The organism is Streptomyces sp. AC555_RSS877, assembly GCF_019049245.1.
Lineage (GTDB): Bacteria > Actinomycetota > Actinomycetes > Streptomycetales > Streptomycetaceae > Streptomyces.
In genome coordinates this window covers 229761-246314 of the sequence record NZ_JAGMUK010000030.1, presented here as the reverse complement: position 1 = coordinate 246314, position 16554 = coordinate 229761, and the positions used below count along the sequence as shown (strand labels likewise).

The following is a 16554-nucleotide window of genomic DNA, read 5'->3' as shown; positions in this document are numbered from 1 at the left end:
GCATGACACCCAAAGAGGAAGAAACTCGCGCGTCGGGTCTGGACGAACGCATCACCGGCGCCCTCGTCGGCGCGGCCGTCGGCGACGCGCTGGGCGGCCCCGTCGAGGGCTACTCCCCCGAGCAGATCGTCGAACGCCACGCCGGCCGCGTCCACGGCATCGTCGGCCCCTGGAACGGTGACGCCTGGCGCACGGCCCGCCCCATCGCGCCGTACCACAAGGGCGACGGCCACGTCACCGACGACACCTTGATGACCCACGCGCTGGTACGGGTGTACGCGCGGGTCCGCGACCACCTGGACGCGTACGCGATCGCGGATCACCTGGTGCCGGACCTGATGACGAACCCGCGCTGGATCCCGGAGCTGGAGGCGGAGGCGCTGCCGCTGCACCGCGTCTTCCTGGCGGAGAAGTGGCTGGTGGCCCGCCTCCACTACGGCCACGTCGACCCCCGCGAGGCAGGCGTCGGCAACATCGTCAACTGCGGCGCGGCGATGTACATGGCCCCGGTCGGCCTGGTCAACGCGGCCAACCCGGCGGGCGCGTACGCCGAGGCGCTGGACATCGCGGGCGCCCACCAGTCGTCGTACGGCCGTGAGGCGGCGGCCGTCTTCGCGGCGGCCGTGGCGGCGGCGAGCACGCCCGGTGCGACGCCGGACTCGGTCGTCTCCGCCTGCCTCCTGCTGGCGAAGGACGGCACCCGGGCGGCGATCGAGCAGGTCTGCGAAACGGCCTCGCAGCACACGGACTTCGAGTCCGCGCTGGTCCCGCTGCGCAAGGCGGTGGCCCCGTACGACACGGTCGGCCCCGACTACCGGCAGCCCTCCCTCGGCGCCCGCCGCCCCTCCCGTCTGCACACGATCGAGGAACTGCCGATCGCCCTGGGCATGCTGGTTCTCTCCCGCGGCGACTACCGCCACGCGGTCCTGGGAGCGGTGAACTACGGCCGCGACTGCGACTCCATCGCCACGATGGCGGGCGCGATGGCAGGCGCCCTGGGCTGCCCGGTGCCGCAGGACTGGGCGAAGCGGGTCTCCGAAGCCAGCCGCATGGACCTCTGGGAACCGGCGACCACCCTCACGACCGTCACCCGCGAGATCTTCCGACGGGACGTGACCCGCCGCCGGTCCCACGAGGCGGCCCTCACCGAACTCGGAGCCTGAGATGCTCCGCCTCACCTGGGTCCAGCCCGAGGACCTGATCGGCCACGAACTCCACCAGGCGGCCCAGGACGGCCGCGAGCCGTCGGCGATCGCGGCGAGATGGAGAGCGGCGGGCGGCAAGGAAGCCCCCCTGCGAGCGGGCGCGTCGCCGGAACCGGTGTCGAGATACCTACGGCAGCTCGCCGAGGACCTGCTGGACGAACTGGCGGACCTGCCGAGCAGGTTGGCGGACCGGGAGCCCACGGACCTCGCGAGAATCAAGGCCGGCTGCCCGGCCTGGCCCACACAGACCGCGGGCAGTCGTGCGGGGGCGGCCCGGATGGACCTCGCAGGCGGCCAGGCCCGCCTGGAAGCCGCCTGGCTGGGCAGAGCGGTCGGCTGCCTCCTCGGCAAACCCGTCGAGAAGCTCCCCCTGGAGGCCATCCGCCAACTCGCCCGAGCCACCGGCAACTGGCCCCTGAACACGTACTTCACCGCCCGAGGAGTCCCCACCGAACTCCTGACGGAGCACCCCTGGAACCGCCGCTCGGCGCCCACCTCCCTCGCCGAGAACATCGACGGCATGCCGGAGGACGACGACCTCAACTACCCCCTCCTCAACCTCCTCCTGCTCCAACGCCACGGCAAGTCCTTCACCACCAAGGACGTGGCATCCCTCTGGCTGGACGAACTCCCCGCCGGCCGCACGTTCACCGCCGAACGCATCGCCTACCGCAACCTCCTCACCGGCCTGGAACCCCCGCGCACGGCCCGCCACCGCAACCCCTTCCGCGAATGGATCGGCGCCCTGATCCGCGCCGACGTCCACGGCTGGACCAACCCCGGCGACCCCGCGGCCGCCGCGGAACAGACCCACCGGGACGCCACCCTCACCCACACCGCCAACGGCGTCTACGCGGCGATGTTCGTCGCGGCCACCATCGCCCAGGCAGCCACCGGCACCCACGACATCCACACCTGTCTGCGCACGGGCCTCACCGTCATCCCGCCGGCCTCCCGCCTGGCACAGGCCGTCACCCACGCCATGCAACTGGCCCGAGAACAGGACGACTTCGACACGGTCGTCGACGCGCTCCACGCCACCCACGCGCCGACCCACCACTGGGTCCACGCCATCCCCAACACCGCCCTGATCGCCGCCGCCCTCACCCACGCGGACGGCGACTTCACCGGCTCCATCTGCCGTGCCGTTTCGGGAGGCTGGGACACCGACTCCAACGGCGCCACCGCCGGCAGCATCGCCGCCCTCCTCGCCGGTACCCCCGCCGCCCTCCCCGACCGCTGGACGGCCCCTCTCAAGAACCGTCTGTCCACCTCCGTCGGCGACTTCGACGGCACCGGGTTCGACACACCGGCCCGCCTCACCCACGAGCTCACCCACCTGGAGGCACCCCGCCCATGACCCACATCGTCGTGCTCGGCAGCACGAACATGGACCTCGTCGCCTACGTCGAGAAGGCCCCGCAGCGCGGAGAGACCGTGACGGGCCGGGAGTACCGCACGATCCCCGGCGGCAAGGGCGCCAACCAGGCGATCGCCGCGGCCCGCGCGGGCGCCACCGTCTCGATGATCGGCGCGGTCGGCAACGACGCGTTCGGCGCCCGCCTGCGCTCCACCCTGGAGCACTCCGGCGTGAACACCGACCACCTGCGCACCACCGAGGGTCCCTCCGGCACCGCGCACATCGTCGTCGACGACGAGGGCGGCAACGCGATCGTCGTGATCCCCGGCGCCAACGGCACCGTCGACCACCTCGCCCCCGGCGACGAGGGCCTGATCGCCTCCGCCTACGCCCTGCTCCTCCAACTGGAGATCCCCCTGGCCGCGGTCCTCGCGGGCGCCCGGGCGGCCCGCGACCACGGAGTGCGTACGGTCCTCACCCCCGCGCCCGCCCAGCCACTGCCCCCCGAACTCCTCGCCGCCACAGACCTGTTGGTGCCCAACGAACACGAGGCCGCCGCCCTCACCGGCCTCACCGACCCGCACAGCGCGGCCGCCGCCCTGCTGGAGCGGGTCCCGGAGGTGGTCGTCACCCTGGGCGCGGCCGGCAGCCGCTACGCGGCCCGCGGAGCCGAGCCGTTCACTGTCCCCGCACCGCGGGTCACCGCCGTGGACTCGACCGGCGCGGGCGACACCTTCGTCGGCGCCCTCGCCGTGGCCCTCGGCGAGGGCCGCCCGAAGCGCGAGGCACTGGAGTGGGCGGCCACGGCCGCCGCGCTCTCCGTACAGCGGCCGGGCGCCTCCGCCTCGATGCCGTACCGCTCCGAGATCGAAGCGGGGTGCACCGCATGACACCGGACCAGCCCACGACGGCGGACCAGCCCACGAGCGCAGACCGGCCCACGGCCCCCGCCCCCCTCACCGGCCTGCGCGTCCTCGACCTCGCCACCCTCTTCGCCGGTCCCCTCGCCGCCACGATGCTCGGCGACTTCGGCGCGGAGGTCATCAAGGTCGAGCACCCGGCCAACCCCGACCCCTCCCGGGGGCACGGCCCCTCGAAGAACGGCGTGGGTCTGTGGTGGAAGCTGCTCGGCCGCAACAAGCGCACGATCACGCTGAACCTCTCGAAGCCGGCCGGCCGCAGCACCCTCCTCCGCCTCGCCGCGACCGCGGACGTCGTGATCGAGAACTTCCGCCCCGGCACCCTGGAGAAGTGGGACCTCGGCTGGGAGGAACTGTCGGCCGCCAACCCCCGCCTGGTCCTCACCCGCGTCACCGGCTTCGGCCAGTTCGGCCCGTACGCGCACCGCCCCGGCTTCGGCACCCTCGCCGAGGCGATGAGCGGCTTCGCGGCGATCACCGGCGAACCGGACGCTCCCCCGACGCTCCCGCCGTTCGGCCTCGCCGACTCGATCGCGGGCCTCGCCACGGCGTACGCGGTGATGACGGCGCTCGCCGCCCGCGACCGTACCGGCGAGGGCCAGGTCGTCGACATGGCGCTGATCGAACCGATCCTGATGGCCCTGGGCCCGCAGCCCCTCTGGTACGACCAGCTCGGCCACGTCCAGCCGCGCACCGGCAACCGCTCCCAGAACAACGCCCCGCGCAACACCTACCGCACGGCGGACGGCACGTGGGTCGCCGTCTCCACCTCCGCCCAGTCGATCGCCGAGCGCGTGATGTGCCTGGTCGGACGCCCGGAACTGATCGACGAGCCGTGGTTCGCCACGGGCGCCGAGCGGGCCGCGCACTCCGACATCCTCGACGAGGCGGTCGGGTCCTGGATCGCCGAGCGCACCCGCACCGAGGTCCTCGCGGCGTTCGAGAAGGCGGAGGCGGCCGTCGCCCCGATCCAGGACGTCCGGGACGTGATGGCCGACCCGCAGTACCAGGCCCTCGACACCGTCACCACGGTCGACGACCCCGAACTGGGCCCCCTCCGCATGCAGAACGTCCTGTTCCGCCTCTCCGCCACCCCGGGCGCGATCCGCTGGACGGGCCGCCCGCACGGCGCCGACACCGCGGAGGTCCTGACCGAACTGGGCCTGACACCGGCGGACCTCGACGCCCTGCGGGAGGAGGGCACCGTATGACGGCATCCCCGCTCACCTGGCTGTACGTCCCCGGCGACCGCCCGCGCGTGGTCACCAAGGCCCTCGCCTGCGGCGCCGACGTCGTCGTGATCGACCTGGAGGACGCGGTCGCCCCCGACCGCAAGGAGTACGCCCGCGAGGCCACCGCCGAACTCCTCTCCGAGCCGCAGCCGGTACCGGTCCACGTCCGCGTGAACGCCCTGGACGGACCGCTCGCGGCGGCGGATCTGGCGGCGGTGGCGGCCCTCCCGGGCGTCCGTGGTCTGCGCCTGCCGAAGGTGACCTGCCCCGCGCAGATCATCCGCGTCGCCGAGGACACGGCCCCCGCCGACGGGGGCGCACCCCCGCTCCACGCTCTCCTGGAATCGGCCCTCGGCATCGAACGCGCCTATGCCATCGCCTGTGCACACCCGGCCCTGCGCGGCATCGCCGTCGGCGAGGCGGACCTCCGCGCCGACCTGGGCGTGCGGGACGACGCGGGCCTCGACTGGTGCCGCTCCCGCGTGGTGGTCGCCGCGCGGGCGGCGGGCCTCGCCCCGCCACCCCAGTCGGTCCACCCCGACATCCGTGACCTGGACGCCCTCGCCGCGTCCTGCGTCCGCGGCCGCGCCCTCGGCTTCCTCGGCCGCGCCGCCATCCATCCCCGGCAGCTCCCGGTCATCGAACAGGCCTACCTGCCCACGGAGCAGGAGATCGAGGAAGCGGAGACGATCGTCAAGGCGGCGACGACGGACCAGGGCGCCCAGGCGTTGCCGGACGGAAGATTCGTCGACGCGGCGGTGGTGGCGGCAGCGCGACGCACGCTGTCACTGGCCCGCCGGAACCACACATGACTGAGGGCGCCCGGAGATCCCAGGGCGCCCTCATCGACGTGCGACCGGCCGTCAGGTCTTCTTGCCCGACCCGGCCTCGTCCTTGACCTCGGTATCGGTATCGGCCTCTGCCTCGGCTTCCGACTTGCCCTCGGCCCCGGCCTTCTCGTCGGCCTCGGTGCCGTCCTCGGGCTCGCCGCCGGAGGCACTGTCACCGTCGGTGGGCTCGGCGCCCGGCTCGACCACCGTCTCCCGGCCCGGCCGCTTCTTCGCCGACAGCACGAGGTAGACGACCGCGAGCACGAACACGACCATCGCGGTCCAGTTGTTCAGGCGCAGGCCCAGGATGTGGTGGGCGTCGTCGACGCGCATGTACTCGATCCAGAACCGGCCCGCGCAGTACGAGGCGACGTACAGCGCGAACGCCCGGCCATGGCCCAGCTTGAAGCGGCGGTCGGCCCAGATGACGAGGAGGGCGACCCCGATGCACCACAGCGACTCGTACAGGAACGTCGGGTGGTAGTAGCCGGGCACCCGGCCGTCCGCGGACGAGGTGATGTGCAGGGCCCAGGGGAGGTCCGTCTCCTTGCCGTACAGCTCCTGGTTGAACCAGTTGCCCCAGCGGCCGATCGCCTGGGCGAGGGCGATGCCTGGGGCGAGGGCGTCGGCCCAGGCGGGCAGCGGGATGCCCCGGCGGCGGCAGCCGATCCAGGCGCCCACCGCACCGAGCGCGATCGCGCCCCAGATGCCGAGACCGCCTTCCCAGATCTTGAAGGCGTCCACCCAGTCACGGCCCTCGCTGAAGTACAGCTCGTAGTCCGTGATCACGTGGTAGAGCCGGCCGCCGACCAGACCGAACGGCACGGCCCAGACCGCGATGTCGGCCACCGTGCCGGCCCGCCCTCCCCGGGCGAGCCAGCGCTTGTTGCCGAGCCAGACGGCTACGAAGACGCCGATGATGATGCAGAACGCGTAGCCGCGCAGCGGAATGGGGCCGATGTACAGCACCCCGCGCGACGGGCTGGGAATGTAGGCAAGTTCCATGGCAAGGTCGACGCTACCGTGCCGGACCGGGCCCACGGCGGGCAGCCCGGCTACGGGTCCATAACGGGCGGGTGTGAAAGCTCCTCAACCGCCGGTCACGCCGTGTCGGCCTCCTGCACCAGCTGCTTCAGTTTCGCCGGCGTCATGGTCTGGTCCTGGTAGATGTTCTTGCCGTTGAGAATCACCGTCGGCGTGCCGCTGAAGCCGCCGTTGCGGAAGGCCGCGGCGGACTTCTCGACCCAGCTGTTGTGGGTGCCCTTCTCGACACACGTACGGAACGCGGTCGTGTCGAGGCCGTCGACCTTGGCCGCCAGCTCGATGAGCTTGCCGGTCTGGGCGAAGGCGTCGTCGGTCTCCGGGGGCTGGTTGTCGAACAGCACGTCGTGGTAGGCCGTGAACTTTCCGGCGTCCTGTGCGCAGGCGGCGGCGTTGGCCGCCGTGCGGGAGCCGGTGCCGCCCATGTTGCCGTCGATGATCGTCGCCAGGTGGTACTCCACCTTCAGCTGCCCGGAGGCGGTCAGCTCGTGGATCACCGGCCGGTACGCGATCTCGAAGGCCTTGCAGGCCGGGCAGCGGAAGTCCTCCCAGATGGCGAGCGTCGACTTGGCGCTCTCCTTGCCGGCCGGGATCGCGAGGCTGTCCTTGCCCTTGGCCCCCGAGGGCACCACGACCGGGCCCGCGGAGTCACTGCCGTCGTCCTGGCCCACGTTCGCCGCGACCACGCCGATCACCGCCGCGAGACCCAGGACACAGACCACGCTCGCGCCCACGATCAGCGCCCGGCGCCGCTTCTCCGCGGACCTCTGTTTCTCGCGCTCTTCCGCCAGCCGCTCCCGGGCGGTGCGCTTTCCCTCTCGCTTCTTCTCGTTCACATCCCGCAGAACGAACCGGGGAGGCGCACCGCGCCTCCCCGGTCCCAGGTCCACCCGTTCGAGCGACCCTTACGAAATGTCCCGCCTTGCTACGCCTTCCCGCGCACGCCCTTGGCGAGCTCACCGGCGAGCGCACGGACCGCCTCGACCCCGGCGGCGTCGTCCGGCGCGTCCAGCATCCGCTTGACGAAGGCCGAACCGACGATCACGCCGTCGGCGAAGCCGGCGACCTCGGCGGCCTGCCCTGCGTCGGAGACGCCGAGCCCGACGCAGACCGGCAGGTCGGTGCCGGTGGCCCGGGTGCGCTGCACCAGGTCCTGGGCCTGCTCGCCGACCGACGCGCGGGTGCCGGTGACGCCCATCAGCGAGGCGGCGTAGACGAAGCCGCTGCCCGCCGCGGTGATCTTGGCGAGCCGCTCGTCCTTGCTGCTGGGCGCCACCACGAAGACCGTCGCGAGCCCGTGCTTCTGCGCGTGCTCCCTCCACAGCGCCGACTCCTGTACGGGCAGGTCGGGCAGGATGCACCCGGCGCCGCCCGCCCCGGCGAGTTCGGCGGTGAAACGCTCGACGCCGTAGCGGTCGATCGGGTTCCAGTACGTCATCACGAGCACCGGCTTCCCGGTCGCCTCGTGGGCCTCGCGGACCGTCCGCATGACGTCCGCGATCTTGACGCCGCCGCGCAGGGCGATGTCGTCGGCGGTCTGGATGACCGGGCCGTCGAGGACCGGGTCGCTGTGCGGCAGACCGACCTCGACGATGTCCGCGCCGCCGTCGAAAACGGCCTTGATCGCCTCGATGCCGCCGTCCACGGTCGGGAACCCGGCCGGGAGGTAGGCGATGAGCGCGGAACGCCCTTCCGCCTTGGCGGCGGCGAGGGTGTCGGCCAGCAGTTGGATGTTCCCGCTCACTTGGCGTCCCCCTCGATCTCGGCGGTGTCGGCGTCCTGGTCGGCGGCGACCTGGGCGTCGGTGTCGTACAGGTCGAAATAGCGGGCGGCCGTGTCCATGTCCTTGTCGCCGCGGCCGGACAGGTTGACCACGATCAGCCCGTCCTTGCCGAGCTCCCTGCCGACCTCCAGCGCACCGGCCAGCGCGTGTGCGCTCTCGATGGCCGGGATGATGCCCTCGGTCCGCGACAGCAGGCGCAGGGCCTGCATGGCCGCGTCGTCGGTGACCGCGCGGTACTCGCCGCGGCCGCTGTCCTTGAGGTAGGCGTGCTCCGGGCCGATGCCCGGGTAGTCCAGACCGGCCGAGATCGAGTACGGCTCGGTGATCTGGCCCTCCTCGTCCTGGAGGACGTACGACCGCGACCCGTGCAGGATGCCGGGCTCGCCGGCCGTCAGGGTCGCCGCGTGCTCGCCCGTCTCCACGCCGTGCCCGGCGGGCTCGCAGCCGATGAGGCGTACGTCCGCGTCCGGGATGAAGGCGTGGAAGAGGCCGATGGCGTTGGAGCCGCCGCCGACGCAGGCGATGGCGGCGTCGGGCAGCCGTCCGGCGCGCTCCAGGATCTGGCGTCGGGCCTCGACGCCGATCACCCGGTGGAAGTCGCGCACCATGGCCGGGAAGGGGTGCGGTCCGGCCACGGTCCCGAACAGGTAGTGGGTGCGGTCGACGTTGGCGACCCAGTCACGGAACGCCTCGTTGATCGCGTCCTTCAGCGTGCGGCTGCCGGACTTCACGGCGACGACCTCGGCGCCGAGCATCCGCATCCGGGCCACGTTGAGGGCCTGGCGCTGGGTGTCGATCTCACCCATGTAGATGGTGCACTCGAGCCCGAACAGCGCGCAGGCGGTGGCGGTCGCGACACCGTGCTGACCGGCGCCGGTCTCGGCGATGACGCGGGTCTTGCCCATGCGCTTGGTGAGCAGCGCCTGGCCCAGCACGTTGTTGATCTTGTGCGAGCCGGTGTGGTTGAGGTCCTCGCGCTTGAGGAACACCCGGGCGCCACCGGCGTGTTCGGCGAACCGCCGCACCTCGGTGAGGGAGCTGGGCCGGCCGGTGTAGTGGACGAGGAGGTCGTCGAGTTCGCGCGCGAACTCGGGGTCCCCCTTCGCCTTCTCGTACTCGACGGCGACCTCGTCCACGGCGGCGACGAGCGCCTCCGGGATGAACTTGCCGCCGAACGCGCCGAAGTAGCCTTCGGCGCTGGGGATCCGGCCCTCGGGGTCGGGAATGAAGAACTCGCTGGGCATGCTTGAGCCTCACGGTGAGTGTGGTGGACAGACACTTGTCGCCGTGGGGGCGGGGTTCGTCAGTCGGCCGTGGGCCGGCTGTGGCTTGTCGCGCGCACGCGGCGGAGCCGCATGGTCAGAACTGCCCCGCGCCCCTCGCGGGGCGCTGCCATCGCATGCCGTTCACCTGGCCCGGCTCGTCACCGATGACGTACCGCACCCGACGCCCGTGCACCCTGCGTGCGGGCGCACGGCAGCCGCGGGGCCGGCAGCCGCGCGCCAGGCGGGCGTACCGGTCCGGGGTCGTCAGGGTGATCGTGAGTGTCATCGCGGTCAGTTTAGCGAGCCGTCAGCCCCGGCCGTGCCGGAGTGCGGGGTGCTCGCCCGCCGCCACCAGGTCGGCGACCGCCGTCTTGGGGTCCTTGCCGGTCACCAGGGACTCGCCCACCAGGACCGCGTCGGCACCGGCGTTGGCGTACGCGATCAGGTCGTGCGGGCCGCGGATGCCGGACTCGGCGATCTTGACGAGGTGGTCCGGGATCTCCGGCGCCAGCCGCTCGAAGGTCGTGCGGTCGACCTCCAGCGTCTTCAGGTTGCGCGCGTTGACGCCGATCACCTTGGCGCCCGCGTCCACCGCGCGCTCCACCTCGTCCTCGTCGTGCACCTCGACGAGCGGGGTGAGCCCGATGGACTCGGCGCGCTCGATGAGGGACTCGAGCGCCGGCTGGTCCAGGGCGGCCACGATGAGCAGCGCGAGGTCGGCGCCGTAGGCCCGGGCCTCCCACAGCTGATACGAGGTGACGATGAAGTCCTTGCGCAGCAGGGGGATGTCCACGCGCGCGCGGACCGCTTCGAGGTCGGCCAGCGAGCCGCCGAAGCGGCGCTCCTCGGTCAGTACGGAGATGACGGCGGCGCCGCCCGCCTCGTAGTCCGCGGCGAGGCCGGCCGGGTCGGCGATCGCGGCCAGCGCGCCCTTGGACGGGCTGGAGCGCTTGACCTCGCAGATGACCTTGACGCCGTCGCCCCGCAGTGCGGCGAGCCCGTCCTTGGCCGCGGGAGCCTTCGCCGCGCGCTCCTTGAGCTCGTCGAGGCTGACGCGCGCCTGCCGTTCCGCGAGGTCGGCACGGACTCCGTCGATGATCTCGTCGAGCACACTCACGCGAGCGGCCCCCTTCCAGACGGTTGACTGTTCAAGCGGTAAAGCTTCTGTCGACCGGACCGCCTCATCAGACGAAACGGGTGGTCACCTCGATGGTATCCGCAGGAGGGCGTAGGCCTCGCATCCGGTTGACGCCGGTCCCACTACCTGGACCTTCGTTAATTGATCAAGGGTGTAGCCAGCCACCGAACGGCAGGTTCCGGACAACCGTGAAGACCAGCACCAACGTGCCGAGACTCCACAGCTGCACCGGCCCGAGAACGATCCTGGCCGGCCGTCCGCGCACCGCACGGACCACCCAGACGGTCCACACCACCGCGAAGGCGAAGTAGCCGACGACGGCCAGGGCGTTGTCGCCGAGCGCCGCGACGAAGTCCCCGTGGACGAAGGCGTGCGCGCTGCGCAGCCCGCCGCAGCCCGGGCAGTAGATGCCGGTGAGGCGCAGCAGCGGGCAGACGGGGTAATGGCCGGGCTGGTTGGGGTCCACGGTGCCCACGTACGCGAAGGCCCCGACGACCGCCGCGAGGACTCCCGCCGGCACGGCCAGCCGGCCCGGCACGCCCTTGTCGGGAGCGTCGGAAGGCGATGTCGTCCGGGTGCTCCGGCTGTCGGCGTCCACGCCCGCATTGTGCCCTGTGCGGGCCCCTGGACGCGCGTGAGGGGCGGCCCCGGCGTCGCACCGGGCCGCCCCTTCACGAAGTGCTGCGCGATCAGCCCTCGACGCGCGCGGGCTCGCGCTCGCCCGCGACCTCGTGCACCGGGTGGTTGCTCTTCGGCTGCCCCAGTCCCATCTTCCGCATGATCCAGCCGACCACGCCACCGAGGACCACGATCACCATGCCGCCCCAGAAGCCCGCCGGCTCGGCCAGCACCATGAAGGCGCCGGCGACGGTGAAACCGATGAAGGCGATGATGACACCGGTCCAGGCGGCCGGGGTGTGACCGTGGCTGCTGCCCGCCATGACTTGCTCCTCGTTGCTGTGTACGTGTCTGAGCCGGACGCTCATGCCTCATTGTTCCGCACGCGCGCGTGCCGGGTGTCCGGGGGTCGGCCCTCGCGCGTCGGGGGCACCTCCAGGGGCGCGGGGAACTGCGCGACCAGCCCCCACACACCAGCACCCCCAGGGGCGCGAGGAACTGCGCGACCAGCCCCCACACACACCAGCACCCCCAGGGGCGCGAGGAACTGCGCGACCAGCCCCCACACACACCAGCACCCGGCACATCACTGCCCCCCAACCCCGTAGCCGCCTGGACCGCGCGACCGCCGGAGGCCTACGCGCTGGTCGGGTCCTCGCCCCGGTCGAGGGCCTTCCAGATGTCCTCGGGGCGGTCGGGGTCGGCGGCGGGCGCCTGGCGGCGCGGACGGGGTGCGCCGGAGCGCTCGTAGCGCCCGGACATCGCGGGCCACTGGCGTCCGTAGCGCAGGGCGAGCAGACCGGCCAGGAGGAGCAGGGCACCGCCGGCGACCGCGACGTAGGGCCAGGCGGTGTGGGAGAGGGCGTCGACGGTGGCCGAGGTGTCGCCGGAGGCCTTCGCGGCCTGCTCGTCGAGCGCGGAGCTGTCACCGACGCCGAGGAGGGCCGCCGCGATGGTGCCGGCGCCGGAGAGCGCGAGCAGGGCGGCGACCACGAAACGGCCGGCCCGGCGGACGGCGAAGACGGCGACGAGCGCGGCGAGGCCCACTATGGCCAGGGACGCGGGCACGCCCGTCACGTCGCTGCCCGTGGCGGTCAGCGGGAAGCTGCCGCCGGCCACCGTCGCGGTGCCCTGCGACCACTCCTGGCGGGTTGCCAGCAACGCCACGGCCGCGCCGAGCGCCCCGCTGAGCAGGGCGACGGCAAGACTCCGGCGGCCGGCCCGGGCGGGTCCTGCGGCTTCGGAACGGGGGTGAGGTACGGGAGTCACGTACTCCACTATCGCCTGAACCACGGGCGAACCGTCACCCGGGGTTCAGTGATAAGCGCCCTATTTGCCGAGCCGGTTGGCCGTGTGGACCGCGCGCAGGACCGCCGCCGCCTTGTTGCGGCACTCCTGGTCCTCGGCGACCGGGTCGGAGTCCGCGACGATGCCGGCGCCCGCCTGGACGTAGGCCGTGCCGCCCCGCAGCAGGGCCGTGCGGATGGCGATGGCGGTGTCGGAGTCGCCGGCGAAGTCCAGATAGCCCACGCAGCCGCCGTACAGGCCGCGCCGGGACGGTTCCAGTTCGTCGATGATCTGCATGGCGCGGGGCTTGGGCGCCCCGGAGAGGGTGCCCGCCGGGAAGCAGGCCGTCAGGACGTCGAAGGCCGTACGGCCCGCGGCGACCTTGCCGGTGACCGTCGAGACGATGTGCATGACGTGCGAGTACCGCTCGACGGACATGAAGTCGACGACCTCGACCGAGCCCGGCTCGCAGACCCGTCCGAGGTCGTTGCGACCCAGGTCGACCAGCATGAGGTGCTCGGCGCGCTCCTTCGGGTCGGCGAGCAGTTCGTCGGCGAGGGCCTGGTCCTCCTGCGGGGTGGCCCCGCGGTGCCGGGTGCCGGCGATGGGGTGGACCATGGCCTGCCCGTCCTCGACCTTGACCAGTGCCTCGGGGGAGGAGCCGACGACGTCGAAGCCGTCGAAGCGGAACAGGTACATGTACGGGGACGGGTTCGTCGCGCGCAGCACCCGGTACACGTCCAACGCGCTGGCCGTGCAGGGTGTTTCGAAGCGCTGCGACGGTACGACCTGGAAGGCCTCGCCCGCGCGGATGCGCTCCTTGACGTCCTCGACGGCCTCCTGGAAGTCGGGGCCGCCCCACAGGGCCGTGTACTCGGGGAGTTCGGAGGGGGGCAGGACGGCCGGGGGCTGGGCGACCGCCCGCGACAGGTCGGCCTCCATGGCGTCCAGGCGGGCCACCGCGTCCGCGTGGGCCTCGTCGACGCCGGTGTCGAGGTCGTTGTGGTTGATCGCGTTGGCGATCAGCAGGACCGAGCCCTCCCAGTGGTCCATCACGGCGAGGTCGCTGGTGAGGAGCATGGTCAGTTCGGGCAGCTTGAGGTCGTCGCGCTCGCCGGGGCCGATCTTCTCCAGGCGGCGCACGATGTCGTAGCCGAGGTAGCCGACCATGCCGCCGGTGAAGGGCGGCAGGCCCTCCTGGTGGGGGGTGTGCAGGGCCTCGATGGTGGCGCGCAGGGCGACGAGCGGGTCGCCGTCGACGGGGACGCCGACGGGCGGGGTGCCGACCCAGCGGGCCTGCCCGTCGTGCGCGGTGAGGGTCGCCGCGGACCGGACGCCGACGAACGAGTAACGGGACCACGAGCGGCCGTTCTCCGCGGATTCCAGGAGGAAGGTGCCGGGGCGCTCGGCGGCGAGCTTGCGGTAGAGCGCGACCGGGGTGTCGCCGTCGGCGAGGAGCTTGCGGGTGACGGGGATGACGCGGCGATCGGTGGCCAGCTTGCGGAACGTCTCGAGGTCCATGGCGGCTGACCCTACTGATCCGCGGCCGGTACGCCGGAATCGGCGTCCTTGACCAGCACGTCGGCGTCGAAGCAGGTGCGGGCGCCGGTGTGGCAGGCGGCGCCGACCTGGTCGACCTTGACCAGCACGGTGTCCGCGTCGCAGTCCAGGGCCACGGACCTGACCCACTGGAAGTGGCCGGAGGTGTCGCCCTTGACCCAGTACTCGCGGCGGCTGCGCGACCAGTAGGTGCAGCGGCCTGTGGTGAGCGTGCGGTGCAGCGCCTCGTCGTCCATCCAGCCGAGCATCAGCACCTCCCCCGTGTCGTACTGCTGGGCGATGGCGGGCAGGAGCCCGTCGGCGCTGCGCTTGAGACGCGCGGCGATCTCGGGGTCGAGCCGGCTGGGCTGGCGGGGCGTGCTGCTGGTCATGGTGCCATTGTGCCGCCCGCCACTGACAGTCACCGTGGGGTGTCCACTGTGCGGACCGGGAAGACGGCCGTAGGCTGACGTCATGTCGACTTTCGCCAAGCGTGAACGACTTCTCCTCGCCGACCTGTTGGAGGCCGCGGGCCCGGAGGCCCCGACCCTGTGCGAGGGCTGGCTCACCCGTGATCTGGCTGCGCACGTGGTGGTGCGCGAGCGCCGCCCCGACGCGGCCGGCGGGATGCTGATCAAGCAGCTCGGGCCACGCCTGGAGAAGGCGATGGACGAGTTCACGGCCAAGCCGTACGAGGAACTGGTCCAGCTGATCCGGACCGGCCCGCCCCGGTTCTCACCCTTCTCTCTCAAGCAGATCGACGAGGCGTCCAACACCATCGAGTTCTACGTCCACACCGAGGACGTCCGCCGCGCCCAGCCCGACTGGTCACCGCGCGAACTCGACAAGGTCTTCCAGGACGCCCTGTGGTCCCGGCTGGAGCGCACCGCCCGCCTGATGGGCCGCAGCGTTCCGACGGGCCTGGTGCTGCGCCGTCCCGACGGCCAGACCGCCGTCGCCCACCGCGGCACGCCGGTCGTGACGGTGACCGGCGAGCCGTCGGAGCTGCTGCTGTTCCTCTACGGCCGCCAGAACGCGGCCAAGGTGGAGCTGGACGGCGACAAGGAGGCGATCGACAAGCTGCACGGGTCGAAGCAGCTCGGTATCTGAGACCGGGCGGACGGGGCCTCAGCGGGGCAGTTCCGCGCGCCGCAGGTCCCGTACGCCGAGGCCGACGACCCCGCCCAGCCCGCAGACCACGGCGCTGACGACGAAGACCGGGCCGGTCCCCCAGGCGCCGATGGCCGCGGCGGACAGCGGCATGCTCAGCGGGGCGAAGCCGAGGCTCACCAGGCCGGACACGGCGGTGACGCGGCCCAGGTAGGCGGGGTCGGCCTGGGTCTGCAGCAGGGCGCCGCACATGGCGCCGCTGAGCCCGGCGAGCAGCCCGATGAGCAGGGCCACCCCGACGGCCGCGAGGACTCCCGGGACGAAGGCGAGGGCACCGATCGCGACCGAGCCCGCGAGGATGGCGTACGCCGCGACCTGCCCGGCGTACGGCAGGCGCCCGCGCACGGTCAGCAGCAGGGAGGCGGGGCCCGCGCCGGTGCCGAAGCCGGCGAGCACCCAGCCCATGCCGGAGGCGCCCCAGCCGCGCTCGTCGGCGAGCAGGGCCAGGCCCACGTTCAGCGGGCCGACGAAGCCGAGGTCGCCGAGGGCGATGGCCACCATCAGCGGGGCGAGCACGCGGTGCCGGCGGATGCATCGCAGTCCGGCCACCAGGTCGCGCCAGGCGGTGTCGGCGAGGGCGGCCGTTCTGTCGTCCGGGGGCAGGTCCCGCAGTCGTACGGAGACCAGCAGCGGCACCGACACCGCGATCAGCAGGCCCGCCAGCCCGAAGGCCGCCGCCGCGCCGCCGACCGCCACCGCGAGACCGCCCAGCGGGGCGCCGACGATGCTCGCGATGGGGGTCCCCCCATGCCTTTAAGGCTATGGGGGAGGATGGCGAGGCCTCGCATGCCCTGCACGCGCGCGAGCTGGTCGCGGCTCGTCACGCGCGCGGGGAGGGCGCCCACGGCGGGCATGAACACGGCGTCGACAGTGCCGAAGACCAGGGCGAGCAGGGCCAGCGGCCACAGCCCGGCGCTGGTGACGAACAGCAGCGCGGCCACCGCGAGCCCGGCCGCGCAGCGCACCACGTCGCTGCCGATGACGACCCTGCGCGGCCCGAACCGGTCGGCGATCACGCCCCCGCCCAGCATCAGCAGGGCCCGCGGCACCGCGCTCACCGCCATGACCACCCCGGCCTGCGAGGGCGTCCCGGCCTGTACGGCCGCCCAGGACAAGGCGATGTAGTACACGCTGTCGCCGAGCATCGCGCAGGTGTAGGCGGCGAG

17 protein-coding genes and 1 pseudogene are annotated in these 16554 nt (G+C 72.7%); 6 read left to right on the top strand and 12 right to left on the bottom strand.

Translation table 11 applies throughout. The features are described 5' to 3' along the window. The first annotated feature begins 2 nt into the window (after positions 1-2). The 5 genes from KUM49_RS14835 to KUM49_RS14815 are packed head-to-tail and all read left to right on the top strand — an operon-like array spanning position 3 to position 5529. The gene (locus KUM49_RS14835; protein WP_217237290.1) at positions 3-1163 is read left to right on the top strand and encodes an ADP-ribosylglycohydrolase family protein; all 1161 of its coding nucleotides are present in this window, start codon (positions 3-5) and stop codon (positions 1161-1163) included. Position 1164: 1 nt separating this feature from the next. Continuing rightward, positions 1165-2565: an ADP-ribosylglycohydrolase family protein gene (locus KUM49_RS14830; protein ID WP_217237289.1), complete on the top strand. Its 1401-nt coding sequence runs from the start codon at positions 1165-1167 to the stop codon at positions 2563-2565. Further along, a complete protein-coding gene (rbsK, locus tag KUM49_RS14825) occupies positions 2562-3455 on the top strand; it encodes a ribokinase (RefSeq protein WP_217237288.1) in 894 nt (297 codons plus the stop codon). The genes KUM49_RS14830 and rbsK overlap by 4 nt, the downstream gene beginning before the upstream one ends. Continuing rightward, on the top strand, positions 3452-4696 hold the full coding sequence (locus KUM49_RS14820; RefSeq protein WP_254401219.1) for a CaiB/BaiF CoA-transferase family protein: 1245 nt from the start codon (positions 3452-3454) through the stop codon (positions 4694-4696). The genes rbsK and KUM49_RS14820 overlap by 4 nt, the downstream gene beginning before the upstream one ends. Next, positions 4693-5529, top strand: coding sequence for a CoA ester lyase (locus KUM49_RS14815; protein WP_217237287.1), 837 nt, complete (start codon positions 4693-4695; stop codon positions 5527-5529). Before KUM49_RS14820 ends, KUM49_RS14815 begins: the two co-directional genes overlap by 4 nt. A gap of 51 nt (positions 5530-5580) precedes the next feature. Here KUM49_RS14815 and lgt read toward each other — a convergent pair whose 3' ends face one another. The 11 genes from lgt to hisI all read right to left on the bottom strand — a co-directional run bounded on the left by lgt (position 5581) and on the right by hisI (position 14610). After that, complete coding sequence (lgt, locus tag KUM49_RS14810; protein WP_217237286.1) at positions 5581-6552, bottom strand: prolipoprotein diacylglyceryl transferase; 972 nt, start codon at positions 6550-6552, stop codon at positions 5581-5583. A 95-nt stretch (positions 6553-6647) separates the two neighbouring features. After that, positions 6648-7424, bottom strand: coding sequence for a thioredoxin domain-containing protein (locus KUM49_RS14805; protein WP_217237285.1), 777 nt, complete (start codon positions 7422-7424; stop codon positions 6648-6650). Between the two features lie 89 nt (positions 7425-7513). Next, positions 7514-8332: a tryptophan synthase subunit alpha gene (gene trpA, locus KUM49_RS14800; RefSeq protein WP_217237284.1), complete on the bottom strand. Its 819-nt coding sequence runs from the start codon at positions 8330-8332 to the stop codon at positions 7514-7516. Continuing rightward, positions 8329-9615, bottom strand: a complete 1287-nt coding sequence (gene trpB / locus KUM49_RS14795) for a tryptophan synthase subunit beta (protein WP_217237283.1) — start codon at positions 9613-9615, stop codon at positions 8329-8331. Before trpB ends, trpA begins: the two co-directional genes overlap by 4 nt. 115 nt (positions 9616-9730) lie before the next feature. Next, on the bottom strand, positions 9731-9922 hold the full coding sequence (trpM, locus tag KUM49_RS14790; protein WP_217237282.1) for a tryptophan biosynthesis modulator TrpM: 192 nt from the start codon (positions 9920-9922) through the stop codon (positions 9731-9733). Between the two features lie 21 nt (positions 9923-9943). Further along, the gene (gene trpC / locus KUM49_RS14785) at positions 9944-10753 is read right to left on the bottom strand and encodes an indole-3-glycerol phosphate synthase TrpC (protein ID WP_217237281.1); all 810 of its coding nucleotides are present in this window, start codon (positions 10751-10753) and stop codon (positions 9944-9946) included. A 166-nt stretch (positions 10754-10919) separates the two neighbouring features. Further along, entirely contained in the window at positions 10920-11372 is a 453-nt protein-coding gene (locus tag KUM49_RS14780; RefSeq protein ID WP_217237280.1) for a DUF2752 domain-containing protein, read from the bottom strand. A 91-nt stretch (positions 11373-11463) separates the two neighbouring features. After that, on the bottom strand, positions 11464-11715 hold the full coding sequence (locus KUM49_RS14775; RefSeq protein ID WP_217237279.1) for an HGxxPAAW family protein: 252 nt from the start codon (positions 11713-11715) through the stop codon (positions 11464-11466). A 313-nt stretch (positions 11716-12028) separates the two neighbouring features. Beyond that, entirely contained in the window at positions 12029-12670 is a 642-nt protein-coding gene (locus KUM49_RS14770) for a TIGR02234 family membrane protein (protein WP_217237321.1), read from the bottom strand. A gap of 51 nt (positions 12671-12721) precedes the next feature. Next, a complete protein-coding gene (locus KUM49_RS14765; RefSeq protein WP_217237278.1) occupies positions 12722-14200 on the bottom strand; it encodes an anthranilate synthase component I in 1479 nt (492 codons plus the stop codon). 11 nt (positions 14201-14211) lie between these two features. Next, positions 14212-14610: a phosphoribosyl-AMP cyclohydrolase gene (gene hisI, locus KUM49_RS14760; protein WP_217237277.1), complete on the bottom strand. Its 399-nt coding sequence runs from the start codon at positions 14608-14610 to the stop codon at positions 14212-14214. An 82-nt stretch (positions 14611-14692) separates the two neighbouring features. Between hisI and KUM49_RS14755 the strand changes: the two genes are divergently transcribed. Beyond that, entirely contained in the window at positions 14693-15328 is a 636-nt protein-coding gene (locus KUM49_RS14755) for a TIGR03085 family metal-binding protein (RefSeq protein WP_217237276.1), read from the top strand. Positions 15329-15346: 18 nt separating this feature from the next. Here KUM49_RS14755 and KUM49_RS14750 read toward each other — a convergent pair. Then, positions 15347-16533, bottom strand: a pseudogene (locus KUM49_RS14750) (MFS transporter). Positions 16534-16554: the final 21 nt, after the last annotated feature.